Source organism: Candidimonas humi (genome assembly GCF_019166065.1).
GTDB classification, from domain to species: Bacteria; Pseudomonadota; Gammaproteobacteria; order Burkholderiales; family Burkholderiaceae_B; genus Candidimonas; species Candidimonas humi.
The window spans coordinates 405,218-429,304 of the sequence record NZ_JAHTBN010000002.1 but is presented as its reverse complement, the minus strand read 5'-3'; the positions used below and the strand labels follow the sequence as shown (position 1 = coordinate 429,304).

Genomic DNA, 24,087 nt, shown 5'->3' with positions numbered 1-24,087 from the left:
CTCTTAAACCGCCGCGACGGCGGCGTAGACATTCACTTCGTCCTCGGCCAGCGCGCCGTCCGGGCGCGTCTCGAGGTAGAAGCGATACAGCAGATTCTGAGCCGCCGCGATCCGGTAGGCGCTGCTGGCGCGCATGTCCGACAGCGGGCTGTAGTCATGCGCCAGGGCCTGCATGGCCAGCCGTGCGGCGGCTTCGTCCCAGGCGCGGCCGGCCAGGGCCTGCTCGGCCGCCGCGGCGCGCTTGGGGGTGGCAGCCATGCCGCCGAAGGCGATACGGGCCTGCTCCACCTTGCCGTCTCGCAAGGTGACGGCGAAGGCCGCGCACACGGCGGAAATGTCCTGGTCGTAGCGTTTGGACAGCTTGTAGGTGCGAAAGCGCTGTTCGGGGCGGGGCAGCGGCACGCGCAGGCCCTGCACGAATTCGCCGCGATCGAGGGCGTTCTTCTGGTAGGCCAGGTAGAAGTCTTCCAGGGGCATGTCGCGCTCGCGTTCGCCGCAGCGCAACACGATGCGCGCGCCCAGCACGATCAGCGCCGGCATGGAATCGCCGATGGGCGAGCCGTTGGCCACATTGCCGCCCAGGGTGCCGGCATTGCGTATAGGATACGAAGCGAAGCGCCTATGCAGTTCGGCAAGCTCGCCGTAGCGCGCCGACAAGGCGCCGTAGGCCTCGTTCAGCAATGCGCCGGCGCCGATATGGAGCCAGCCGGCGTCTTCGCGGATCTCGCGCAGCTCGGCCACCTGGCCGATATAGACGAGTTCGGGCAGCTCGCGCATCTGCTTGGTGACCCACAGGCCTACATCGGTGCTGCCGGCCAGCATGCGCGCCTCGGGACGCTCGAGGCGCAGCCGCGCCAGTTCGGCCAGCGTGCGCGGGGCATGAAAAGCCTGGTCGCCGCAGCGATATGTAAAAGTGTCGCCGCGCCGCAGCGCGCGCAATTGCTCGGCCAGCGCCTCGCGGTCGAAAGGCACGGCGGGCAGATCGAACATGGCCTGGGCGGCGTCGATGATGGGGCGATAGCCCGTGCAACGGCACAGATTGCCCGACAGCACGTCGTCGATCTGCTGGCGCGCGGGCGGCGGATCGCCGGGCTGGTGGTCCAGGTACATGCCCCACAGCGACATCACGAAACCCGGGGTACAGAAGCCGCATTGCGAACCATGGCAGTCGACCAGCGCCTGCTGCACGGGATGCAGCGAGCCGTCGGGCTTGCGCAAGTCCTCGACGCTGTACAGCGCCTTGCCGTCTAGCGTGGGCAGGAACTGGATGCAGGCATTGACGGCGCGCAACTGCACTGCGCCGCGCGCATCGAGCTCGCCCACCACCACGGTACAGGCGCCGCAATCGCCCTCGGCGCAGCCTTCTTTAGTGCCGGTGCAGTGCGCGTCTTCACGCAAATACTGCAGCACGGTGCGAGTCGCGGCGCTGCCGCCGATCTCCTGCACCTTGCCGCGATGATAAAAGCGTATGTTTTGCGTCTCCATGGCCTGCCCTTCTTCGTCGAGGATCCTGTGCCCCGGCGCCGCGGAGCCCCTGCCCGGGGCTCCGCCCGGAACAGCGGATTGAAGATAGCATCGCAAGACTGCCGGCGACATTCACGGCCGGTGATGATGTCCATCACCGCCGGCCCGGGCGACGAAGGCGGGTCGCACTCGGCTGCGGGATTTCCCTGATGCGGCGCAAAACACGCCGCAGCGCCATGCAGACCCCGCGCCGCGCGCCCGTCGTGGACAAACGCCGCGCCTGCACACCATAATAAGCCCGATGGAACGACAACGCGAACTCCTGGAAACATCCCTGCTGCGCGTGCTGCAAGTGCTGCTGACCGAGCAGAGCGTGTCGCGCACCGCCATGAAGCTGGGGCTGTCGCAGCCCGCAGTCAGCAATTCGTTGCGGCGGCTGCGCGACATCACCGGCGATGTGCTGCTGGTGCGCGGCAAGACCGGCATGGTGGCGACCGAGCGCGCCCGCCAGTTGCTGGCCTACGCGGGCGAAGCGCTGCAGGCCATAGACCGCATCACCCGGCCGGCCGCCGAGTTCGACCCGCATACGTCCACGCGCAGCTTCCGCCTGGGCGCGCCCGATTATCTCGACGCGCTGTTCCTGCCCAATATCGCCGAGTCGCTGTGCCGCCTGGCGCCGCAGGCGCGGCTGATCGTGCAGCCCATCAATGCCGGCTACGACTACCAGGCGGCGCTGGAAAGCGGCGATCTCGACGTCGTCATCGGCAACTGGCTGGAACCCCCGCCGCAACTGCACATATCGCGCCTGTTCGACGACGAAGTGGTGTGCATGCTGGGCGCCCAGCATCCCCTGGCCGCCCGCGGCATTTCGCTCAAGCATTACCTGGAACTGCGCCACCTCGCGCCCACGCCTTATGTGTCGGAGCGCAGCAGTTTCATCGACGGCCAGCTCGCCGAGCGCGGCCTGCATCGCAACATCCACATGACCATCCCGTATTTCGGGCTGGTGCCCTACATACTGATGTCCACCGACCTGGTGTTCACCACCGGCCGCCAGTTCGCCCAGCACTATGCCCGCCACCTGCCGGTGCGCGTGCTGCCCGCCCCCATCGAGTTCCCGCCCATGCGCTTCTACCAGCTGTGGCACGAGCGCACCCACCATGCCCCCGAAGTGACGTGGCTGCGCCGCCTCGTAGCCGAAGTGGCGCTGGCCTTGACGGAAGGCGCGGCGCAAGCGGGAATGGCCGAGCCGGCTGCGCCCCTCGCGCCATCCGCTGCGCCCATACGCAAAACGCCGGCATCCTGATCGCGGCGGCATCGCGCCGCGCACGAATAATGAACGAATGACAGTGCGGCCCCGATCTCGGGAGCGCGTGCGCACAGGCCGTGCCTGCGCATGATCGCAGGCAGCCATTGCGGACAGCCATTATCACCCCGCATGGATAGTCATCATCACCGCAGCCATACGCAGAATGGCGGCACGCGCCGATAGAATGGCCCGGCAAGAAACGCGATCCGGCAGAGAAAGCCGCAGCCGGCACGCCGGCTGCCGAAAAACGCGAGGAGACACACGGCGCCCTTGCCGTAACGGCAAGAATGCATACGGCGGCCCCGTTACCGGGGGCCCCATCCGGCCCGGCCATGCCGCTATCCGCGGCAGCGCAGCGGCACTTCCCGGCACACCCGCCTTACTCGAGGCACAGGCGTGCGGGGGCAGCCCAGCCAGCGCCATGCCCGTGAAGCACGGGCGGCGCAATCTCCCCGCTACGGCGTGACGTATGCCCAGTCCACGGACCGGGCAGGCGCCACGCCAGCTCTTTCCTTACGCGTCAGAAACGCAGGCTCCGCCTGTGGCGCCCCAACAGGCCCGCGGCGGGGTACGCGCCCGCAACATCACAGACCACGCCAGCCGTCATCGAGGACGGCCCAAGCATACCTGACGACGCGGCCCAGGCGCCCGTTTCAGCACGCTGATAAAGGAGCTAGAAAAAATGGCAGCAGACCAAGAATACGTACTCACCCCCGCGGCCAATGCAGCGGCCGCGCCGCCCGGCCTGCGCCGGCGCGTGGAATCCTATTTCGGCATCAACGCACGCGGCACCTCGCTGCGCCAGGAAACCCTGGCGGGGCTCACGACCTTTCTCGCGATGGTGTATTCGGTATTCGTCGTGCCGTCCATGTACGGCAAGGCCGGGTTCGACACCTCCGCGGTGTTCATCGCCGTGTGCCTGACCACGGCCTTCGGCTCGCTGCTGATGGGGCTGTGGGCCAATCTGCCGATCGCGATCGGCTGTGCCATTTCCCTGACGGCGTTCACGGCCTTCGACCTGGCGCTGGGCAAGGGCATGGCGCCGCCGGTGGTGCTGGGCGCGATCTTCCTGATGGGCCTGGTGTTCACGGCGATCTCGGTCACCGGCGTGCGCTCCTGGATATTGCGCAACCTGCCTGCCGGCGTGGCGCACGGCACGGGCGTGGGCATAGGCCTGTTCCTGCTGCTGATCGCCTCCAACGGCGTGGGACTGATCGTGAAGAATCCCGGGCCGGGCCTGCCGGTGGCGCTGGGCCACCTGGACAGCCTGCCGGCGCTGGCGTCGGTGGTGGGCCTGGCGGCGATCTTCGGCCTGGAACGGCGCCGCGTGCCGGGCAGCATACTGATCGTCATCCTGGCCTTGTCGGCCTTCGGCCTGGCCTTCGATCCGCACGTGAAGTTCAACGGCATCTTCGCCCTGCCCTCGCTGGCCGCGCCTGGCCACGCCTCGCTGATCGGCGCCATGGACCTGAAGGGCGCGCTGTCGGCCGCAGTGATCCCGAGCGTGCTGGCGCTGGTCATGACCGCGGTGTTCGACGCCACCGGCACGATACGCGCCGTGGCCGGGCAGGCGGGACAGCTCGACGAGCAAGGCCGCATCATCAACGGCGGCCGCGCTCTGACGGCGGACTCGGTGAGCTCGATCTTCTCTTCGCTGTTCGGCGGCGCGCCGGCGGCGGCCTATATCGAATCCGCGGCCGGAGTCGCGGCCGGCGCCAAGACCGGCTTGTCCTCGGCAGTGGTCGGCGTGCTGTTCCTGGCGCTGATCTTCCTCTCGCCGCTGGCGGGGCTAGTGCCCGCCTACGCCACCGCGCCCGCCTTGATGTACGTGGGCCTGCTGATGCTGGGCAGCCTGCGCCGCCTGGACATGGACGACATGGTGGACGCGATGGCGGGCCTGGCCTGCGCGGTATTCATCGTGCTCAGCTGCAATATCGTCACCGGCATCATGCTAGGCTTCTGCACCCTGGTGATAGGCCGCATCGCCGCCGGCGAATGGCGCCGCCTGAACCTCGGCACCGTAGGCATCGCCGCGGCGCTGGCGGTGTTCTACCTGGGCGGCTGGGCGATCTGAATCTGCAGCGAAACCCGGGCGCAGCACCGCCCCCTGCGAGCCGTCATCCGCTCAAAGGGGAATGATTGCCGCGCCCGGCAGCCGGGCCGCAGCTTGATCGAAGGTGACCAGGGTACGTACATGCTGAATCGCATTGGCGACATGCATGCAGTCAGCAAAGTCGGCGCCAGCCAAGCTCCGCCATAGCTTGAGGGCCTCCTCCAGAATGGCTGGCTCTTGCACGACGAGTTCATGTGTCTCCAGAATCGCGTTGAAGGCCCGCCGGATTTCTGCCGGCAAAAGCTTGTAGCGACTGCGCAGCACCCACTCTGTCTCGAGCAGCACACCTGATGAAATCAGGGCCGGCGCGCCCTCTTCCGCGGCAGCCTGGATGACCCGGACCGCTGCGGCGCACTGGGCTTCATTGTCGCGAGTCAAGAGCCGGACGAGCACGTTCGTGTCTATGGCGATGCTCATGAGGCGATGTCATCGTTCGGCAGATCAACAGCCATGTCCTCGAGCGGTACAAGCGCCCTGCCTGGCTTATGCAGCAGCCCAGCCAAGTCTGTCACGCGCCGCAGTTTGGGGCGCACTACCAAGGTTCCATCGCCGAGCAGGGAGAAGGTAATCTTGTCGCCGGGCTTCAGACCCATGCGCTGTCGTATCTCCCTGGGAACGGTCACTTGCCCCTTGCTTGTCAGGGTGGTGGCATCTGTCATGGTGCACCTCTATAGTGTAAGTATTACGTTTATTGAAATCGTAATACTATCGGAATCCAGGGTCAATTTCGTGGATAACTGGACCCCCGCGCGGCGCTTTGTCCTCCGGCTCGTTCCTGACCGAGGCGTGGAAAGTGCCTGTCCGATGCATGGGCTTACCGGCTGCAGGCAAGCAATCTGCGGGATCTTTCCATTTCACCACTACATACATCCCCGCATATATTCCCTATAAAAGCCACGTACTATCCCGCGGCCCGCGTGCGTCTTACACTGCCGCATATCGCATCGCCGGGCGCCTAGCCCGGCACCTGACATCGCCACGCCTCATGACCCCCACCGCAAGCCCCGCACTCACGCTGGAAGACCTGTCGAACATGCCGCAAGCCGAATTCACGGCCTGCCTGGGAGACATCTTCGAGCACTCTCCATGGATCGCCGCGCAGGCCTGGCAGGCCCGTCCTTTCGCCGACGCGGCGGCGCTGCACGCGGCGATGCTGGCCGCCGTGCAGGCGGCGGGGCCGGAACGCCAGCTCGCGCTGATCGCCGCCCACCCGGAGCTGGCGGGCAAGGAGGCGGCCCGCGGCACGCTGACGCACGACTCCACGCAGGAACAACGCGGCGCCGGACTGGACCAGTGCAGCGCCGAAGAACTGCAGCGCCTGCGCGGCCTGAACGCGGCCTATCGCGAGCGCCACGGCTTTCCTTTCGTGATCGCCGTCAAGGGGCTGGACCGCTACCAGATCATGGCGGCCATGGAACAACGCCTGGGGCACGACCGCGACACCGAGCTGCAGGCTTGCCTGCGCGAAATCGGCAAGATCGCCCGCCTGCGGCTGCAGGCGCGTTTCGGCCAGGAGGCCGCGCAATGACGAACTCTTTGTTGAAAGCATCGATGCCGGATGCGTCTGCGTCGAAAACCCCCGAGCCCGATGCGTCTGCGTTGAAAGCCCCGGAGCCGAATGCGCATGTATCGCAGGCTGCCGCGATGAAGATAGAGGCGCTGCAGCCCGAATCCTTCGCGGTGTTCGGCGACGTGATCGAGACCGAAACCGCGCTGCGGCATTTCACGATCAACGAAGGCAATACCGAGCGCTACCACGATCTGGCGCACATCGACCCGGGCAAGGACGGCCGGGTGATCGTGTCGATATTCCGCGGCCAGCCGCGCGCGCTGCCGTTCGAGATCTCGATGATGGAGCGCCATCCGCGCGCCAGCCAGGCATTCGTGCCGCTATCCGACCGCCCCTACCTGGTGGCGGTGGCCCCGGCCGGCGCCGCGCCGCGGCTGGAAGATGTCCGGGTATACGCCTGCCACGGCAGCCAGGGCGTGAATTACGCAGCCGGAGTCTGGCACCATCCGCTGATGGCGCTCGAAAGCGTATCGGATTTCCTGGTCATAGACCGCGACGGCCCGGGCGACAACTGCGACGTGGTGCAACTGGAGCAGGCCGGATTGATATCGGAGCAAGACGTAGGGGCTGCGCTTAAATTGTCTTGACAATGTCTGGCATTTTGCTAAGATGCATCAAGGAGCATGCATCATGACCGCACGTATCAATCGCAGCGAAAAGCTCGATCTCCGCCTGACGGCGGAAGCCAAACATACCCTGACGGCCGCCGCGCTCGCCCAACGCCGCTCGCTCAGCGAGTTCGTGCTGGAAAGCGCTCTGGGCCGGGCCGAAGAAACTCTTGCCGACCGTCGCGTTTTCCAGCTTCCGCCAGAGAAATGGGAAGCCTTCATCGCCGCCCTGGACGCCCCGCCGCGCGACTTGCCGCGGCTGCGCAAGCTGCTGAAAGAGCAGAGTGTCTTCTCGGGCGGCAAGCCGGCGTGACGGAATTCCGGATCGAGAAACTGAATCGACGCCATGCCGTCGAAGCGTTCGATTGCGGCGAGGAAGCATTGAACCGGTTTCTGGTCCGCTACGCCCTGCCGAGTCAAATGGCGAATGCCTCGCAGACCTATGTCGGCATTGCCAACAATGACACTATCGTAGGTTTCTACACGCTCGCCGTCGGCGAGGTTCGCTACGAGAACGCGTCCGAACGGCTGTCCAAGGGACTGGCCCGGCATCCCGTGCCGGTCATGTTGCTGGCCCGACTCGGGGCAGACAGGAATTGGCGGGGCAAGGGGATCGGCGCGGGACTGCTGCGCGACGCCATCCTGCGTACGCTGCAAGCAGCAGACATTGCCGGTGTCCGTGCGCTCGTGGTTCACGCCAAGAACGAGGCGGCGCGTTCGTTTTACGAGCAGTTCGACTTTGAGCCGTCTCCCACCGATCCGCTGCATCTGTACGCGCTCATCAAAGATCTGAAGAATCTTTAGACGAGAAGAATACCGCCTGCGCGGTGCCGCCCTCTATACCCGCTATTGCTCCGAGCATCAGCTTGACACCTGTGTCTCGAGGGCACATCGTGCCACCCTCCTACAACTCGCCGTCCCAATAGCCCGGGCGGCGATAGATCTCGCGCAGGTAGTCGATGAAGCGCCGCACCTTGGCGGGCAGGTAGCGCTGCTGGGGGTACACGGCCTGGATGTCGTAGCCGGGCAGGGCGTAGTCGTCGAGCACGGTGATGAGTTCGCCGCGCTTGAGTTCGGCCTGGATTTCCCAAGTCGAGCGCCAGCCCACGCCCAGGCCTTGCCTGACCCAGTCGTACAGCAGCTCGCCGTCGTTGCAGGCCAGGTCGCCGTCGACGCGCACGGCGAAAGGCCGGCCGTCGCGCACGAAGGTCCAGCCGCGCTGCTGGCCTCCCTGCAAGTTGAAGGCCAGGCAATTGTGGCGGGCCAGGTCTTCGGGTACGCGCGGCACGCCGTGCAACTCGAAATAGGCCGGCGTGCCGCAGACCACGCGCCGGTTGGGAAAGAGCTTGACGGCAACGTAGTTGGGGTCGCGGACTTCGCCGATGCGTACGGCCATGTCGTAGCCTTCGCGCACCACGTCGACCACACTGTCGGTGAAATTGAAGGACATCCGCAGGCCCGGATGGCTGGCGCGGAACGCCGCCGCGTGCGGGGCGATGTGGCGCCGGCCGAACGCGGCCGGCGCCGAAACCACCAGGTGCCCGCTCACGGCGCCGCCGCCGCTGCGCACGTCTTCTTCGGCGGAGGCGAAGTCGCGCACGAGCTGCTGGCAGCTTTCCAGGTAGCGCTCGCCTAGTTCGGTCAGGGCCAGGCCGCGGGTGGAGCGATGCAGCAACTGCACGCCCAGTTGGCGCTCCAGCGCGCTCAGGCGCCGGCCCATGACCACCGGGGTCACGCCCTCGGCCAGGGCGGCGGCGGCGAAGCTGCCTTTTTCCGCCACCAGGACGAAGCTGCGTATCGCGGCGTAGCGGTCCATTCCATACCTTTTATAAGGATTATCACGAAAACCATATAAGGTCCCGACGACGGGCCAAGGCCGCGCCCGGCTGCGAGCCAGCTTCGCCGAACGCTTGTGCAGCGAGCCCGGAAATACCCGTATATGGTGCCACTACCATGGGTTTTGGGAAAGTATAGCGGCCTCCAGCACAAGATATAGTGCCGGGCCGGTACCCACCGGCAAGGCTCTGGGCAAGGAGCCAAACGCACCTGCCAGCGGCTCACATGACGGCCCACAACATACTAAAAGTATCGACAGTATCGATGGCTACGGCAATTCCCCCGGGCCCGGCTTTTCCCTATCCTGAGCTACACCCATCGTCATATCACGCAGTCACATCAAGCATTGAAGGGAGCAGTCATGGCACGGATGAGAGCAGTCGACGCGGCCGCCGCGGTTTTACGGAAGGAAGGCATCAGCACGCTGTTCGGCGTGCCCGGCGCGGCCATCAACCCCTTGTACTCGGCGCTGCAGGCCGACGGAGGCTTTCGCCACATCCTGGCGCGCCACGTGGAAGGCGCCTCGCACATGGCCGAGGGCTATGCACGCGCGCAGCCGGGCAATATCGGCGTGTGCCTGGGCACCTCGGGCCCGGCCGGCACCGACATGCTCACCGGCCTGTATTCGGCCTCGGGCGATTCCATACCGATACTCTGCGTGACGGGCCAGGCGCCGCGCGCGCAGCTTCATCAGGAAAGTTTCCAGGCGGTGGACATCGAATCCATCGCCAAGCCAGTCACCAAGTGGGCCGTGACAGTGCGCGAACCGGCGCTGGTGCCGCGCGTGTTCCAGCAGGCCTTCCACATCATGCGCTCGGGCCGCCCCGGCCCGGTGCTGATCGACCTGCCCTTCGACGTACAGATGGGCGAGATCGAATTCGACCCCGACACCTACGAGCCGCTGCCGGTCTACAAGCCGGCCGCCACGCACGCCCAGGCAGCCAAGGCGGTGGCCATGCTGAACCACGCGCAGCGCCCCGTGATCGTCTCGGGCGGCGGGGTGTTCAACGCCGACGCGGCCGACAAGCTGCGCGCCTTCGCGGAGCTGACCGGAGTGCCGGTGATCCCCACGCTGATGGGCTGGGGCGTGATCCCCGACGACCATCCGCTGATGGCCGGCATGGTGGGGCTGCAGACCTCGCACCGCTATGGCAATGCCACGCTGCTGGAATCGGACTTCGTGCTCGGCATCGGCAACCGCTGGGCCAACCGGCATACGGGTTCGATAGACGTGTACACCAAGGGCCGCACTTTCGTGCACATCGACATCGAACCCACGCAGATCGGCCGCGTGTTCGGCCCCGACTACGGCATCGTGTCCGACGCCGGCGCAGCACTGGACCTGATGATCGAGGCGGCGCGCGAACTGAAGGCGGCCGGGCTGCTGCGTGATCGCGGCGAGTGGGCGGAACAATGCCGGGCGCGCAAGAGCGCGGCGTCCATGCAGCGCAAGACGCACTTCGACGCGGTGCCCATCAAGCCGCAGCGCGTCTACGAGGAAATGAACGCGGCCTTCGGGCGCGACGTGCGCTACGTGAGCACGATAGGCCTGTCGCAGATCGCGGCGGCGCAGTTCCTGCACGTGTACCAGGCGCGCCACTGGATCAACGCCGGCCAGGCCGGCCCGCTGGGCTGGACGGTGCCGGCCGCCCTGGGCGTGCGCGCCGCCGACCCCGAGGCGGAGATCGTCGCCATCTCGGGCGACTACGACTTCCAGTTCATGCTGGAAGAGCTGGCCGTGGGAGCGCAGTTCAAGCTGCCCTATATGCACATCCTGGTCAACAACGCCTACCTGGGCCTGATACGCCAGTCGCAGCGCGGCTTCGACATGGACTACTGCGTGCAACTGTCTTTCGAGAACATCAATGCCCCGCATACCAAGGGCTACGGCGTGGATCACGTGGCCGTGGCCGAAGGCCTGGGCTGCAAGGCGATCCGGGTCGAGGAGCCCGGCCAGATCCGTCCCGCCATCGAGCAGGCGCGCGCCTGGATGAAGGAATACCAGGTGCCGGTGCTGGTCGAATGCATCCTGGAACGTGTCACCAATATATCGATGGGCGCCGAGATCGACAAGGTCGGCGAATTCGAGGAACTGGCCGCGAACGCCGCCGACGCCCCCACCGCCGTGGCGCTGCTGGACTAGTGCCGTGTAGCAGAAACCAGGGCCTGCAGCCCGCCCCGGACGGGGCGCGGCGCGGCCGCAAGACTGCCTGCCCGCGAAGGCGCGAAGCACAGCCGTGGCGGGGCCACGGCGGGCATGAGCAAGCCGGGGAAGGGGATGCCTGGTCAGCAGCCGATGGGCGCCCCCCTACGTTTTTCCATATCAAACATAGCCGCAAGGAGTTTCCATGCCGAAGTTCGCCGCCAATCTTTCCATGCTGTACACCGAACTGGATTTTCTCGACCGCTACCACGCGGCCGCCCGCTCGGGCTTTCGCGGCGTGGAGTTCCTGTTTCCCTATGCCTACGACAAACAGGAACTGGCCGCGCGGCTGCGCGACAACGGCCTGACGCAAGTGCTGCACAACCTGCCCGCCGGCAATTGGGAACAGGGCGAGCGCGGCATCGCCTGCCTGCCCGAGCGCCGTGCCGAATTCCGCGACGGCGTGGCGCGCGCGATCGAGTATGCCGACGCCCTGGGCTGCAAGCAGTTGAACTGCCTGGCCGGCATCGCGCCGCAAGACGCCGACCCCGCAGCGCTGCGCGCCACCTTCGTCGAGAACCTGCGGCTGGCCGCCGACGAGCTGGGGCGCTTCGGCATACGCCTGCTGATCGAGCCCATCAACACCTACGACATACCCGGCTTCTACCTGAGCCGCACGGCCCAGGCCCTGGACATCATCGCCGAGACCGGCTCGGACAACATCCAGGTGCAATACGACATCTACCACGCGCAGCGCATGGAAGGCGAGCTGGCCAACACCATCGCCGGCCACCTGGACCGCATCGGCCACATACAGCTTGCCGACAACCCCGGGCGCCATGAGCCCGGCACCGGCGAAATCCATTACGGCTGGCTGCTCGAACATATCGACGCGCTCGGCTACCAGGGCTGGATAGGCTGCGAATACAAGCCTGCCGGAGCCACCGAGGCCGGCCTGGGCTGGCTCGAGGCGCTGGGCTATGGCCTACAAGCCGAGGCCGCCACGGCCTGACCCAGGGACTGTCCGCAAAACGAAGGAGCCGCAAGGCCCCGGCTCGGCGGCGCAGGCCCGTCCTCACGAGGCGGCCTGCCGGCAGGCTGGAAAGGGCCGCGGCATCGCACGGGATACCACCGTTACTTCTACATAAATTCAAGCTTCTCAACCCATCATCCCATCACGCATCGGAGATACACATGGCAAACATCGGCTTCATCGGCCTGGGCATCATGGGCGCACCCATGGCGCTGAACCTGATCAAGGGCGGCCATCGCCTGTACACCCATACCCTGGAAGGCACGCCGCAGGCGCTGCGCGAAGCCGGCGCCACCGACTGCGCCAGCGCCGCCGAAGCCGCGCGCCAGGCCGAGATCATCATCACCATGGTGCCCGATACCCCGCACGTAGAGGCCGCGCTGTTCGGCCCCGAGGGCGTGGCCGAGGGGCTTGCGCCCGGCAAGATCGTGGTCGACATGAGCTCGATCTCGCCGGTGGCTACCAAGGATTTCGCGCGCCGCATCGGCGAGCTGGGCTGCGCATACCTGGACGCGCCGGTCTCCGGCGGCGAGGTCGGCGCCAAGGCGGCCACGCTGACCATCATGGTCGGCGGCAGCCAGAAGGCCTATGACACCATGCTGCCGCTGTTCGAACTGATGGGCAAGAACATTACGCTGGTGGGCGGCAGCGGCGACGGGCAGATCACCAAAGTGGCCAACCAGATCATCGTCGCGCTGACCATCGAAGCCGTGGGCGAGGCGCTGCTGCTGGCTTCCAAGGCCGGCGCCGATGCGGGCAAGGTGCGCCAGGCGCTGATGGGCGGCTTCGCCAGTTCGCGCATCCTGGAAGTGCACGGCCAGCGCATGGTCGACCGCAGCTTCGAACCCGGTTTTCGCATCGCCCTGCACCAGAAGGACTTGAACCTGGCGCTGACCACCGCACGCCAGATCGGCGTGTCGCTGCCCAGCACCGCCGTGGCCCAGGAACTGTTCAATGCCTGCGCGGCCTACGGCGGCGCAGGCTGGGATCATTCAGGCATGGTGCGGGCACTGGAAAAATCCGCCAACTTCGAGATCGGCCAGTAGGCCATAGCGGGAAACAGTCTCATGCAGATCGCGCCGCGCCAGTTGCTCGCCGACATGTACGCCGCCGCGGTGCGCGCGGCCCAGCCGGTCCATTGCCTGCAAGACTTGCGGCTGGCCCCGCCGGCCGGACGCACCGTGGTGCTGGGCGCCGGCAAGGCCTCGGCCGCCATGGCCCAGGCCTTCGAACGCCTTTGGCGCAGGCCTCTCGAAGGCCTGGTGGTCACACGCTACGGCTATGCGGTGCCGTGCGCACGCATCGAGATCGTCGAGGCGGCGCATCCGGTGCCGGACGAGGCCGGCGGCCGCGCGGCCGCGCGCATGCTGGAACTGGCCCGCAGCCTGGGAGCCGATGACCTGGCGGTGTGCCTGATGTCGGGCGGCGGCTCGTCGCTGCTGCCGCTGCCGGCGCCAGGCCTCGGCCTGGCCGACAAGCAGGCCGTCAACCGGGCGCTGCTGGCCTCGGGCGCCAGCATTTCCGAAATGAATTGCGTGCGCCGCCACCTGTCGGCCATCAAGGGCGGCCGGCTGGCCGCGGCCTGCCATCCGGCCCGCGTGGCGAACTTGCTGATATCCGACGTCCCCGGCGACCAGGAACGCGACATCGCCTCGGGGCCCACCGTGGCCGACCCCGACACCTGCGCCGATGCGCTGCAGATCGTCGCCCGCTATGCCATCGAACTGCCGCCGGCTGCAAGACGCCTGCTCGAAAGCGGCGCCGGCGAGACGGTCAAGCCGGGCGATGCCCGCTTGCGCGGCGTCAGCACGCATATGCTCGCCACGCCGCAGATGGCGCTGGCAGCGGCCGCGGCCGTCGCCGAACGGGCCGGCGTGCGCGCCTGCATCCTGGGCGACAGCATCGAAGGCGAGGCACGCGACGTGGGCAAGGCCATGGCCGGCATCGCCCTGCAGGCGCACCGCCACGGCCAGCCCATCGCCCCGCCCTGCGTGCTGCTGTCGGGCGGGGAAACCACCGTCACCGTGCGCGGCAGCGGCCGCGGCGGACGCAATGTGGAATTCCTGCTGTCCCTGGCGGTGGCCCTGAACGGCACGCCGGGCATACATGCCCTGGCCGCCGACACTGACGGCGTGGACGGCCAGGAAGAGATCGCCGGCGCCTACGCCGCGCCCGACACTCTGGAGCGCGCCCGCCGGCTCGGCCTGCACGCGCGTTCCAGCCTGGACGACAACGACGGCCACGGCTTCTTCCAGGCCCTGGGCGACTCGCTGGTCACCGGCCCCACGCTGACCAATGTGAACGATTTCCGCGCCATCCTGGTGGCCTGAATCCGATGTATCGAAGCCGATGTCCGAACCCGGCATCTCGAATCCGATGTCCTGAACCCGGTGTCCTGAACCCGGTGTCCTGAACTCAATGTCCCGAATCCGCCGTCCCGAAACCATTGTCCTGAACCGCGCCGGGCAAGCCCCCTGCGCAAGGGAGATACTCATGTCATTCCGCCGCGCCCGCATCCTGGCCACGCTCGGTCCCGCCAGTTCCAGCCCGCAGCGCATCGGCGAGCTGGCCCGCGCCGGTGTCGATGTGTTCCGGCTCAACTTCAGCCACGGCAGCCACGAAGACCACGCGCAGCGCCTGCACAGCGTGCGCGCGCTGGAAGCCGAGCTGGGCCGGCCCATCGGCGTACTGATGGACCTGCAGGGCCCCAAGCTGCGCGTCGGACGCATAGCCGGCGGCAGCATCGTGCTGCGGGCCGGCCAGCCCCTGCGGCTGGATCTCGACCCGGCCGAGGGCGATACGAGCCGCGTGCCCCTGCCGCACCCCGAGATCTTCGCCGCGCTGCGGCCCGGCGCCGAGCTGTTGCTGGACGACGGCAAGCTGCGCCTGCGCGTGGAATGCTGCGGCGACGGGTTTGCGCAAACCATCGTGGCGACGGGCGGGCCGCTGTCGGACCGCAAGGGCGTCAATGTGCCTGGCGTAGTGCTGCCCATCTCCGCGCTCACCGCCAAGGACCGCACCGACCTGGAGTTCGGCCTGTCGCTGGGCGTGGACTGGGTCGCCTTGTCCTTCGTGCAGCGCCCCGAGGACATCGAACAGGCGCGCGTACTGATAGGCGATCGCGCCCGCATCATGGCCAAGCTGGAAAAACCGGCGGCCATCGAACACTTGCAAGCCATCATCGACAGGGCCGACGGCGTCATGGTGGCGCGCGGCGACCTGGGCGTGGAAATGCCGCCCCAGCAGGTGCCGGTGCTGCAGCAACGCATCGTGCGCGCGGCGCGCGCCGCCGGCAAGCCGGTAGTGGTGGCCACGCAGATGCTGGAATCGATGATCTCGGCCCCGGTGCCCACGCGCGCCGAGGCCTCGGACGTGGCCACCGCCATCTACAGCGGCGCCGACGCCGTGATGCTGTCGGCGGAATCGGCCTCCGGCCAGTATCCGGCGCAGGCCGTGGCCATCATGGCCGACATCATCGGCGAGGTCGAGCGCGACCCGGCATGGCGCGCCGGACTGGACGCCAGCCACAGCCCCGCCGCGTCCAGCACGCCCGACGCGATCTGCTGCGCGCTGCGGCGCGTGGCCGAGCTGCTGCGCCCGGCCGCCACCGTGGCCTACACCGCATCGGGATTCAGCGCACTGCGCGCCAGCCGCGAACGCCCCTCGACCCCCATCCTGGCGCTGACCCCCGACCTGAAAACAGCACGTCAGTTGAGCCTGGCCTGGGGCCTGCTGCCCATGCACTTCGAGCCGCAGCCCGACAGCGTGGCAGGCATCACCGCGCACGCCGCAGCGTGCGCGCTGCGCAGCGGCCTGGCCCGCGACCGGGACGACATCATCGTGATCGCCGGGCTGCCGTTCGGGCGCAGCGGCAGCACCAACCTGCTGCACGTGGCCACGATAGACGCCGCGGCGGCAGGCGCCGGGCTCGGCAGCGAGGCTGCGTCGCAGCCCGTGCCGGCCTGAACCCACATCCAGCCTCCGTTTCCTTCTCTACCCTCTCGTCCCGCCAGCCCCGCCCGGGGCCGGCGCCGCATGGCCTTGCGCGACACGTCCTATAATCACGCGTGACGATCGCGCCACCAGCGCCCTCTAAAAACAATCCGGTCTGGCGTACCCGGCCTCCCCCGCAGCAGGCACCGCAAACGACATCGGGCTATCCGCCTCGAACGGCCGGACAGCGCGGGATACGCATGGCCGCGACAGCCGGTTTAGAAATTACTGACCATCCGACGAGAAGGAAAAACATGACCGAGCGTATCTCCTGCGGGCGGCTGCAAGTCGCCAAGGTGCTGCACCAATTCATAGAACAGGAAGCACTACCGGGCACGGGCCTGGACGCCGGCGCCTTCTGGGCGGGCTTCGATGCGCTGGTGCACGATCTGGCTCCGAAGAACCGCGCACTGCTGGCCGAGCGCGACCGCCTGCAGGCGGAACTCGACGCCTGGTACCGCGAGCATCCCGGCCCCGTCAAGGATGCCGCCGCCTACCAGGAATTCCTGCGCGGCATCGGCTACCTGCAGGCAGCGCCGTCGCACGTGGCCGTCAAGACCACCAAGGTCGACACCGAAATCACCCGCCAGGCCGGCCCGCAACTGGTCGTGCCCATCACCAATGCGCGCTATGCGCTGAACGCCGCCAATGCACGCTGGGGCAGCCTGTACGATGCGCTGTACGGCACCGACGCCATACCCGAGGACGACGGCGCCACGCGCGCCGGCGCCTACAACCCGGTGCGCGGCGCCAAGGTCATCGCCTACGCCCGCGCCTTCCTGGACCAATACGCGCCGCTCGCGCAAGGCTCGCACAAGGACGCCACCGGCTACGCCGTGGCGCAGGGCGCGCTGGTGGTGACGTTGCAAGGCGGCGCCGCCACCGGGCTGGCCGACACCACTTTGTTCGCGGGCCACCGCGGCGATGCGCAGGCGCCGCAAGCCATCGTGCTGCGCCACAACGGCCTGCACTTCGAAATCCAGATCGACAAGAACCACTTCATAGGCAAGCAGGACGCCGCCGGCGTCAAGGACCTGCTGCTCGAGGCGGCGATCACCACCATCATGGACTGCGAGGACTCGATCGCGGCCGTCGATGCCGACGACAAGGTGCTGGCCTACCGCAACTGGCTGGGCCTGATGCAAGGTACGCTCACCGAACAGGTCACCAAGAGCGGCAAGACCTTCACCCGCGCCCTGAACGCCGACCGCGAGTATCTCGACCCGCAGGGCCAGACCCAGAAACTGCATGGCCGCTCGCTGATGTTCATCCGCAACGTCGGCCACCTGATGACCAATCCTGCGGTGCTCGACGGGCAAGGCCAGGAAGTCCCGGAAGGCATACTGGACGCCGTCTGCACCTCGCTGATCGCGCTGCACGACATGCAGCGCCGCGGCAATTCGCGCACCGGCTCGATCTATATCGTCAAGCCCAAGATGCACGGTCCGGCCGAAGTGGCTTTCGCCAGCGAACTCTTCACGCGCACCGAGCAATTGCTGGGCCTGCCGGCCGACACGTTGAAGATGGGCATCATGGACGAAGAGCGCCGCACCAGCGCCAACCTGAAGGCCTGCATCGCCCAGGCGAGCACGCGCGTGGCCTTCATCAACACCGGCTTCCTGGACCGCACCGGCGACGAAATGCACACCTCGATGGAAGCCGGCCCGATGGTGCGCAAGGGCGACATGAAGCGCAGCGCCTGGATCGACGCCTACGAGCGCAACAATGTGCAGACCGGCCTGGAATGCGGCCTGCGCGGCCAGGCGCAGATCGGCAAGGGCATGTGGGCCATGCCCGACCTGATGGCCGACATGCTGGCGCAAAAAGCAGCCCAGCTGCGCGCCGGCGGCAACACCGCCTGGGTGCCCTCGCCCACGGCAGCCACGCTGCACGCGCTGCACTATCACCAGGTCGATGTGCAGGCAGTGCAAAAGAGCATGGAAGGCAAGTCCGAGCCGCTGCTCGACAAGCTGCTCACCATACCGGTAGTGGAAAAAGCGCAGTGGTCGGCGCAAGAAATCCAGGAAGAGCTGGACAATAATTCGCAAGGCATACTGGGCTATGTGGTGCGCTGGGTCGACCAGGGCATAGGCTGCTCCAAGGTGCCCGACATCCACAACGTGGGCCTGATGGAAGACCGCGCCACGCTGCGCATCTCCAGCCAGCACATGGCCAACTGGCTGCGCCACGGGGTGGTCACGGCCGAACAGATCCGCGCAACCATGCAGCGCATGGCGGCGGTGGTCGACGCACAGAACGCGGGCGACCCGGCCTACCGGCCGATGGCGGGGCACTTCGACACCTCCGCCGCCTTCAAGGCCGCTTGCGACCTGGTGTTCAAGGGCCTGGAACAGCCCAATGGCTATACCGAGCCGCTGCTGCATCGCTGGCGCCAGCAAGTGAAGGCGCAGCAGTCGGCATAGTCAGTTGCAAACCGGCAGCGCGGCGCGAGCCGCCTGCCGGCCAGGCAAAGCACGGGGCGGCCATGCCGCCCCTTTGCATTTATTCCATTCCATATCAACTGCGCACCTGGCCGGCGGCGCTTGCCGGCATTATGCGCAGCGCCTGCGCTTCGATTCCACGTTCAGGATCGACACATACACGGAAGCTACAAGGAAGCACTGCTACTTCCACGCCGCGCTCATTCGGCGATTTCCTTGATGATGCGCTGCGTGCCAGCGGCGAAGACCGAGGGCTCTTCGGGGTTGCCCAGGCGCAGGTGATTGAACACCAGGTTCAGCAGCACCGCCATGATGGCGGTCGAGCTGATGCCCGAATGGAAGATGGTGGCGACCCAACGCGGGAAGTGCGCGTAGAAGTCGGGCGCCGCTATCGGTATCATGCCGAAGCCCACCGCCGTGGCGACGATGATCAGGTTCATATTGCCTTCGTAGCGGACCTTGGCCAGGGTGCGGATGCCGCTGGCGGCCACCGTGCCGAACAGCACCACGCCCGCGCCGCCCAGCACTGCGGGCGGCACGCAGGCGATCACCCGGCCCATGACGGGCAGCATGCCCAGCACCAGCAGGATCACGCCGCTGAACGCTACCACGTAGCGGCTCTTGATGCCGGTCACGGCCACCAGCCCGACGTTCTGGGCGAAGGCGCTTTGCGTGAACGAGCCGAACACCGGCGCCACCGCGCTGGATATCATGTCAGCGCGCAAGCCGTCTCCCAGGCGGCGCGCATCGATGTCGGCGCCGATGATGTCGCCCACCGCCAGGATGTCGGCCGAGGTTTCCACCAGCACCACCAGTATGACGATGAACATCGAGACGATGGCGGCCACGTCGAATTGCGGCATGCCGAAGTGGAACAGGCTGGGCGGCGCGAAGACGGGCCCGTTCGCGACGCCGGAAAAATCCGCCAGGCCGCAGAGCACCGCGATCACCGTCCCGACGATCATGGACAGCAGTATCGACAGGCGCGATATGGCCGCGCTGCCGAGCTTGCTCAGCGACAGCACGATCGCCAGCGTAAGCGCCGCCAGGCCGATGTTGGCCATGCTGCCGTAGCCGGGCGCGCGCGGGCTGCCGCCCATCGCCCAGTGCGCGGCCACCGGCATCAGCGACAGGCCGATGACGGTGATGACCGAGCCGGTGACCAGCGGCGGGAAGAACTTGATGACCTTGGAAAATATCGGCGTGATCAGCAGGCCCAGCAGGGCGGCGACCATGACGGCCCCGAACACCGACTGGATGCCGCCGCCCGCCTTGAGGATGGCGACGATGGTCGCGACGCTGGCAAAGGAAACCCCCTGCACCAGCGGCAGCCGGCAGCCGAACCAGGGCAGGCCCAGGGTCTGCAGCAAGGTGGCCAGGCCGCCCATGAACAGGCACGAGGCCACCAGCACGCCGATCTCCGCGGCGGGCAGGCCCGCGGCCTGGCCCACGATCAGCGGCACGGCGATGATGCCGCCGTACATGGTCAGCACGTGCTGGAATCCATAGGCGATGTTCGCGCCCAGCCCGAGGCGCTCGTCTTCGGGACGCATGGGCTGCGCGGAATGTGCCCTTGTGCTCATCTTTGTCTCCCGGCTGTTATATGTGTATGCGTCGTGCCGCGGGCGCCGGCCTGCGGCGGCTCGGGTGCCCGCGGGCGGCAGGCCATGCAGGCCGCCCGGGGATCCTGACGCCATTGTGGCGCGGATCGGCGCATAAAACTCGGGGATTTCCGTATAGCCTATATAAAAGCGCCCGAATGTGGGCGCCTGTCCATCAGTATTTCTACCGAGAGGTGCTGTACATGGCCTGGATGGGCTTTAGATGGGCGCAGGATGCTGCCGCGGCGCCAGGCGAGGCCGGCGCCGGCAGCCGGCCTATGCTTCAGGCCGGCCGGGCGCGCAGGCGAGCGGCCGTGCCCGGCAGCAGCAGGGCGCCGACGAGGCCGATGAGCACGCTCGCCATCACATAGTAGATGGGGGCCATATTGCTGCCGGTCGCCTTCACCAGCCAGGTATTGAACAGTGGCGCCAGGCCGCCGAAGACCAGCACCGCGACGTTATAGGTGATGGAAGCGCCGGTGGAGCGCACGCCGACCGGGAAGACCTCGGTCAGGGTGATCGGGGTCGGGCCCCAGAAGAAGCTCATGAAGAAGGAAATCAGCACTTGGGCCAGCAGCAGCGACTCGAAGGACGGCGACTGCACGAAATGCCGGAACAGGAAGTAGCCGGCAATGCCGTAGGCGATCATGCCGGGCAGATACACGGCCTTGCGGCCGTAGCGGTCGGACAGGTGGCCGGCCAGCGGGCAGCATACCAGCAGCACCGCAGTGCCGACGAAAGTGGCCAGGTTCACGTCGGCGATCGGCATGCCCAGTTGCCGCTTGGCGAAGATGGGCATGAAGAAGACGAAGACATAGGCCGACACCGTGCCCACCACGCAGATGCACAGCGTAGCCAGCATTTCACGCGGATAGTCCCGGAACAGGCTGGCGAAGGAGGACCGTACGCTGTCGCGCCCCGCTTGCGCCTTGCCCGCCTTGTCGCGCATATAGGCCACGAACTCGGGCGACTCGTCGATGCGGGCACGAATCACCCAGCCCACCGGGCCGACCAGAATGCCGAACAGGAACGGAATGCGCCAGCCCCACGTATCCAGGTCGTGGGGCGTCAGGTGGGCGGTCAGCAGATAGGCCGCCAGGGCGCCGCAGGAAAACGCCAGGGCCTGCGAGCACATCTGGAAACTGCCGTAGAAGCCGCGGCGATGTTCCGGCGCGAACTCGATCAGCATGGTGGTCGCGCCGCTGAACTCGCCGCCCGTGGAAAAGCCCTGTATCAGGCGCGCCAGCACCATCAGGAGCGGAGCGGCGATGCCTATGGCCTCGTAGGTCGGCAATATGCCCATCATGCCGGTGCCGATCGCCATCAGCAGTATCGTCAACGACAAGGCCTTCTTGCGCCCGACCCGGTCGCCGTACAGGCCCAGTATCACCCCGCCCAAGGGCCGCATGGCGAAGCCCACGCCGAAAGTGGCCAGGGCCAGCAGCAGCGAGGCGAAGTCGCTGTGCGCCGGGAAGAACAGCCGCGAAATGACCACGGCGAACAGCCCGAAGATCGCGAAATCGAACCATTCCAGCGCATTGCCGATGACCGATGCCGCCACCACGCGCCGCATCATGCGCGGCGAAACCTGCATGTCACTCATGTTTGTCTCCTTGATCTGTCTATCCGGATCTGCGTATACGATGGTCTGTCGATGATCTGTCCAACGGGCGGCCCGCCCGGCTATGGACTGCGAGGCCGGCGGCGCGACTCAGCCCAGGCGCTGGCGCACGATCTCGACGAACACGGCCGCCCCGGTGGAGGCGCTGCTGTCGTCGAAATCGAACTCGGGGTGATGGCAGGTCAGCCCGTCGTGGCCGAGGAAAAAATACGAGCCCGGCCGCTGTTCCAGCATGAAGGCGAAGTCTTCCGAGGCCATCAGGGGCTCGGCCTGCACGACCTTGTCCGCCCCCACCACCGCGGCCGCGGCGCGGCGCACCGTTTCCGTCTCGGCCTCGGTGTTGATGGTGGGCGGCGAGGACAGCAGGTGCTCGAAGCGTATTTCGCAGCCGTAGGTGGCGGCGATGCCGTCGCAGATGCCGCGCAGGCGCCCCAGCGCCACTTCCTGCGCCTGCTTCGACAGCGTGCGCAGCGTGCCTTCCAGGCGCGCGGTGTCGGCGATGACATTGATCGCGCTGCCGGCATGGAACTGGCAGATGCTCAGCACGGCGGTGTCGAGCGGGTCGACGTTGCGGCTGACCACGCTCTGCAGCGCCTGCACCAGGGCCGAGCCCACCACGATGGGGTCTATGGACTTGTGCGGCATGGCGGCGTGGCTGCCCACGCCCTGGATGTGGATGCGGAACAGGTCGCAGGCCGAGAGTATGGCGCCGCTGCGCACGCCGACCTGGCCGGCGGGAATACAGTTGTTGTTGTGCAGCGCGTAGATCTCGTCGCAGGGATAGCGTTCGAACAGGCCCTGGCGTATCAGTTCCGAGCCGCCGCGCAAGGTTTCCTCGGCGGGCTGGAAAATGAAATGCACGACACCCTTGAAATCGCGCTGCGCGGCCAGATGCTTGGCCACGCCCAGCAAGATGGCCGTATGGCCGTCATGGCCGCAGCCATGGAACACATTGTCGTGCACCGAACGGTATTCGGGGCTGCCTTTTTCCTGCATGGGCAGGGCGTCCATGTCGGCGCGCAGGCCCAGCGTGAGGCCGGCGCCGCGCGTGCCGCGCAGCGTGCCGATCACGGCAGTGGTGCCACCGAATTCGGTTTCGGCGTCTATGCCCCAGGACTGCAGCAGCTCGGCCACCTTGGCGGCGGTGCGATGTTCCTTGAAGCCCAGTTCGGGATGGCGGTGTATGTCGCGGCGCCAGGCCCGCATGTCGTCGGAAAGACGGGAAATTTCGATTTCGGCCAGCATGATCTGGAACTCCTCGGTATAGCCTGCCGGGCGCTTGCGCGGCCCGATGCCCTGCCTGGTGGCGCGCGGCCCGCCTGTCCCGGGAGACTGGCAAACCTGGCGCCCGAACAAGCGGCACAGGCCGGGCAGATCGACCCGGATGAAAGCCGGCCGCACTTGCCCGGCCGGCCGATTTTTCGTAGATTACTTTAATAATTGAAAATTTCAACTAATTGCTCATCGTGGATTTCCCTAGGGCCGACATACGCCGAATGGGCAACGCGCAGGCAGCCGCCGAGCGCCGCGCCTGGCAGGACAGGCAAGCAGCCGCCACACGCAAGCAGCGCGCAACGACGCTAGAATGCAGGCTGAACACAACACACGCCACACGATTCTGGGCCATGGCCAAAAAAACTACCGACGCCGGGCGCCACGATTCCGGGTACACCAGCTATCTCACCTTCAAGCTCGATCTCGTGAAATCGGCGATGCTGCGCCGGGCCAATCTGGTCTATAGGCGCGAGCTGGGGCTGGACGTGCGTTCCTTGCGGCTGCTGCGAGCCATCTGCGACAACCCTGGCGTCACCGCCACCGGCCTGCGCGAGCTGACTCTGGTCGAGAAGACCCTGCTGTCCAAGGACCTGGCCGAACTGGTGAGCCTGAAGCTGGTGCGCCGCTCCATCCATCCCGACGACGCGCGCCATCATCAGTTATGGCCCACCGCGCGCGGCAAGCAGGTACGAGTCGCCAGCGACGATCTCGGGCATGCGATGGAAGTCGTGATGCTGTCGGTGCTGTCGCCCGAAGAGCACGCCACGCTCGATGACTTGCTGGGCAGGCTGGCCCGCGAATTCCTGGCCGCGACGGACGACATCGAAGACCTGCTCGCCGTGCTCGAAGAACACACCAGGAAGGCCAGGCGGCTGCGCGGAGCCTAGAGCAAGTTTGGCGTAAATGTTTACCACCTTCTCGCAGCACCCGCCACATGCAGTGCTTCGAAAACTGTAAACATCCGAACCAAAAATGCGCTAGCGCCCATGCCCGAAGCAGAGCCGCCGCGGCGGCCAGCCGCGGCCTTTGCGTGGTTACAGGCGCGCCGCGCATGGCGCAATCCGCGGCGGGCCGCGCCGA

General features: G+C 66.9%; 20 protein-coding genes. 13 read left to right on the top strand and 7 right to left on the bottom strand.

The features are described 5' to 3' along the window. Positions 1–3 precede the first annotated feature (3 nt). Positions 4–1,485, bottom strand: a complete 1,482-nt coding sequence (gene xdhA / locus KVP10_RS05390) for a xanthine dehydrogenase small subunit (protein WP_217963474.1) — start codon at positions 1,483–1,485, stop codon at positions 4–6. 280 nt (positions 1,486–1,765) lie between these two features. On the opposite strand from xdhA, the gene KVP10_RS05385 reads away from it, so the two are divergent. Both KVP10_RS05385 and KVP10_RS05380 read left to right on the top strand, forming a co-directional pair. Then, complete coding sequence (locus tag KVP10_RS05385; RefSeq protein ID WP_217963472.1) at positions 1,766–2,770, top strand: LysR substrate-binding domain-containing protein; 1,005 nt, start codon at positions 1,766–1,768, stop codon at positions 2,768–2,770. A 685-nt stretch (positions 2,771–3,455) separates the two neighbouring features. Next, entirely contained in the window at positions 3,456–4,847 is a 1,392-nt protein-coding gene (locus KVP10_RS05380) for an NCS2 family permease (protein ID WP_217963470.1), read from the top strand. 51 nt (positions 4,848–4,898) lie between these two features. Here the strand turns inward: KVP10_RS05380 and KVP10_RS05375 are convergent, their stop codons facing one another. Further along, entirely contained in the window at positions 4,899–5,303 is a 405-nt protein-coding gene (locus KVP10_RS05375) for a type II toxin-antitoxin system VapC family toxin (protein WP_217963468.1), read from the bottom strand. Beyond that, positions 5,300–5,545 (bottom strand): AbrB/MazE/SpoVT family DNA-binding domain-containing protein, encoded by a 246-nt coding sequence (locus KVP10_RS05370; protein ID WP_217963467.1) that lies wholly within the window; start codon positions 5,543–5,545, stop codon positions 5,300–5,302. The genes KVP10_RS05375 and KVP10_RS05370 overlap by 4 nt, the downstream gene beginning before the upstream one ends. 326 nt (positions 5,546–5,871) lie before the next feature. Between KVP10_RS05370 and uraD the strand changes: the two genes are divergently transcribed. The 4 genes from uraD to KVP10_RS05350 all read left to right on the top strand — a co-directional run bounded on the left by uraD (position 5,872) and on the right by KVP10_RS05350 (position 7,868). Beyond that, on the top strand, positions 5,872–6,414 hold the full coding sequence (gene uraD / locus KVP10_RS05365; RefSeq protein WP_217963465.1) for a 2-oxo-4-hydroxy-4-carboxy-5-ureidoimidazoline decarboxylase: 543 nt from the start codon (positions 5,872–5,874) through the stop codon (positions 6,412–6,414). 116 nt (positions 6,415–6,530) lie between these two features. After that, the gene (locus KVP10_RS05360; RefSeq protein ID WP_217963797.1) at positions 6,531–7,043 is read left to right on the top strand and encodes an ureidoglycolate lyase; all 513 of its coding nucleotides are present in this window, start codon (positions 6,531–6,533) and stop codon (positions 7,041–7,043) included. A gap of 43 nt (positions 7,044–7,086) precedes the next feature. After that, the gene (locus tag KVP10_RS05355) at positions 7,087–7,377 is read left to right on the top strand and encodes a type II toxin-antitoxin system TacA family antitoxin (protein WP_217963464.1); all 291 of its coding nucleotides are present in this window, start codon (positions 7,087–7,089) and stop codon (positions 7,375–7,377) included. Then, positions 7,374–7,868 carry a GNAT family N-acetyltransferase gene (locus tag KVP10_RS05350; RefSeq protein ID WP_343218692.1) on the top strand — a complete coding sequence of 165 codons (495 nt, stop codon included), beginning with the start codon at positions 7,374–7,376 and terminating at the stop codon, positions 7,866–7,868. Before KVP10_RS05355 ends, KVP10_RS05350 begins: the two co-directional genes overlap by 4 nt. A gap of 100 nt (positions 7,869–7,968) precedes the next feature. Here the strand turns inward: KVP10_RS05350 and KVP10_RS05345 are convergent, their stop codons facing one another. Beyond that, entirely contained in the window at positions 7,969–8,880 is a 912-nt protein-coding gene (locus KVP10_RS05345) for a LysR family transcriptional regulator (RefSeq protein ID WP_217963461.1), read from the bottom strand. A 381-nt stretch (positions 8,881–9,261) separates the two neighbouring features. Between KVP10_RS05345 and gcl the strand changes: the two genes are divergently transcribed. The 6 genes from gcl to KVP10_RS05315 all read left to right on the top strand — a co-directional run bounded on the left by gcl (position 9,262) and on the right by KVP10_RS05315 (position 18,492). Continuing rightward, positions 9,262–11,043: a glyoxylate carboligase gene (gene gcl / locus KVP10_RS05340; protein ID WP_217963459.1), complete on the top strand. Its 1,782-nt coding sequence runs from the start codon at positions 9,262–9,264 to the stop codon at positions 11,041–11,043. A 205-nt stretch (positions 11,044–11,248) separates the two neighbouring features. Beyond that, positions 11,249–12,055, top strand: coding sequence for a hydroxypyruvate isomerase (hyi, locus tag KVP10_RS05335; RefSeq protein ID WP_217963457.1), 807 nt, complete (start codon positions 11,249–11,251; stop codon positions 12,053–12,055). Positions 12,056–12,237: 182 nt separating this feature from the next. Continuing rightward, the gene (locus tag KVP10_RS05330; protein ID WP_217963456.1) at positions 12,238–13,122 is read left to right on the top strand and encodes a 2-hydroxy-3-oxopropionate reductase; all 885 of its coding nucleotides are present in this window, start codon (positions 12,238–12,240) and stop codon (positions 13,120–13,122) included. Between the two features lie 21 nt (positions 13,123–13,143). Next, the gene (locus tag KVP10_RS05325; RefSeq protein WP_217963455.1) at positions 13,144–14,406 is read left to right on the top strand and encodes a glycerate kinase type-2 family protein; all 1,263 of its coding nucleotides are present in this window, start codon (positions 13,144–13,146) and stop codon (positions 14,404–14,406) included. A 163-nt stretch (positions 14,407–14,569) separates the two neighbouring features. Next, positions 14,570–16,042 (top strand): pyruvate kinase, encoded by a 1,473-nt coding sequence (gene pyk / locus KVP10_RS05320; RefSeq protein ID WP_246600340.1) that lies wholly within the window; start codon positions 14,570–14,572, stop codon positions 16,040–16,042. 281 nt (positions 16,043–16,323) lie between these two features. Further along, entirely contained in the window at positions 16,324–18,492 is a 2,169-nt protein-coding gene (locus KVP10_RS05315; RefSeq protein WP_217963453.1) for a malate synthase G, read from the top strand. A 218-nt stretch (positions 18,493–18,710) separates the two neighbouring features. Here the strand turns inward: KVP10_RS05315 and KVP10_RS05310 are convergent, their stop codons facing one another. The 3 genes from KVP10_RS05310 to KVP10_RS05300 form a co-directional block, all read right to left on the bottom strand. After that, entirely contained in the window at positions 18,711–20,093 is a 1,383-nt protein-coding gene (locus KVP10_RS05310) for a nucleobase:cation symporter-2 family protein (RefSeq protein WP_217963452.1), read from the bottom strand. Between the two features lie 301 nt (positions 20,094–20,394). Beyond that, positions 20,395–21,714 carry an MFS transporter gene (locus tag KVP10_RS05305; RefSeq protein ID WP_217963450.1) on the bottom strand — a complete coding sequence of 440 codons (1,320 nt, stop codon included), beginning with the start codon at positions 21,712–21,714 and terminating at the stop codon, positions 20,395–20,397. A 108-nt stretch (positions 21,715–21,822) separates the two neighbouring features. Next, complete coding sequence (locus KVP10_RS05300; RefSeq protein WP_343218691.1) at positions 21,823–23,133, bottom strand: amidohydrolase; 1,311 nt, start codon at positions 23,131–23,133, stop codon at positions 21,823–21,825. A 224-nt stretch (positions 23,134–23,357) separates the two neighbouring features. On the opposite strand from KVP10_RS05300, the gene KVP10_RS05295 reads away from it, so the two are divergent. Next, the gene (locus tag KVP10_RS05295; RefSeq protein ID WP_217963449.1) at positions 23,358–23,894 is read left to right on the top strand and encodes a MarR family winged helix-turn-helix transcriptional regulator; all 537 of its coding nucleotides are present in this window, start codon (positions 23,358–23,360) and stop codon (positions 23,892–23,894) included. Positions 23,895–24,087: the final 193 nt, after the last annotated feature.

Coding starts and splice junctions, on each gene's coding strand:
- KVP10_RS05330 (WP_217963456.1), top strand. CDS start 12,238: ATGGCAAACATCGGCTTCATCGGCCTGGGCATCATGGGCGCACCCATG.
- KVP10_RS05325 (WP_217963455.1), top strand. CDS start 13,144: ATGCAGATCGCGCCGCGCCAGTTGCTCGCCGACATGTACGCCGCCGCG.
- KVP10_RS05355 (WP_217963464.1), top strand. CDS start 7,087: ATGACCGCACGTATCAATCGCAGCGAAAAGCTCGATCTCCGCCTGACG.
- KVP10_RS05310 (WP_217963452.1), bottom strand. CDS start 20,093: ATGAGCACAAGGGCACATTCCGCGCAGCCCATGCGTCCCGAAGACGAG.
- gcl (WP_217963459.1), top strand. CDS start 9,262: ATGGCACGGATGAGAGCAGTCGACGCGGCCGCCGCGGTTTTACGGAAG.
- KVP10_RS05315 (WP_217963453.1), top strand. CDS start 16,324: ATGACCGAGCGTATCTCCTGCGGGCGGCTGCAAGTCGCCAAGGTGCTG.
- KVP10_RS05375 (WP_217963468.1), bottom strand. CDS start 5,303: ATGAGCATCGCCATAGACACGAACGTGCTCGTCCGGCTCTTGACTCGC.
- xdhA (WP_217963474.1), bottom strand. CDS start 1,485: ATGGAGACGCAAAACATACGCTTTTATCATCGCGGCAAGGTGCAGGAG.
- hyi (WP_217963457.1), top strand. CDS start 11,249: ATGCCGAAGTTCGCCGCCAATCTTTCCATGCTGTACACCGAACTGGAT.
- KVP10_RS05305 (WP_217963450.1), bottom strand. CDS start 21,714: ATGAGTGACATGCAGGTTTCGCCGCGCATGATGCGGCGCGTGGTGGCG.
- pyk (WP_246600340.1), top strand. CDS start 14,570: ATGTCATTCCGCCGCGCCCGCATCCTGGCCACGCTCGGTCCCGCCAGT.
- uraD (WP_217963465.1), top strand. CDS start 5,872: ATGACCCCCACCGCAAGCCCCGCACTCACGCTGGAAGACCTGTCGAAC.
- KVP10_RS05360 (WP_217963797.1), top strand. CDS start 6,531: ATGAAGATAGAGGCGCTGCAGCCCGAATCCTTCGCGGTGTTCGGCGAC.
- KVP10_RS05380 (WP_217963470.1), top strand. CDS start 3,456: ATGGCAGCAGACCAAGAATACGTACTCACCCCCGCGGCCAATGCAGCG.
- KVP10_RS05385 (WP_217963472.1), top strand. CDS start 1,766: ATGGAACGACAACGCGAACTCCTGGAAACATCCCTGCTGCGCGTGCTG.
- KVP10_RS05295 (WP_217963449.1), top strand. CDS start 23,358: ATGGCCAAAAAAACTACCGACGCCGGGCGCCACGATTCCGGGTACACC.
- KVP10_RS05345 (WP_217963461.1), bottom strand. CDS start 8,880: ATGGACCGCTACGCCGCGATACGCAGCTTCGTCCTGGTGGCGGAAAAA.
- KVP10_RS05370 (WP_217963467.1), bottom strand. CDS start 5,545: ATGACAGATGCCACCACCCTGACAAGCAAGGGGCAAGTGACCGTTCCC.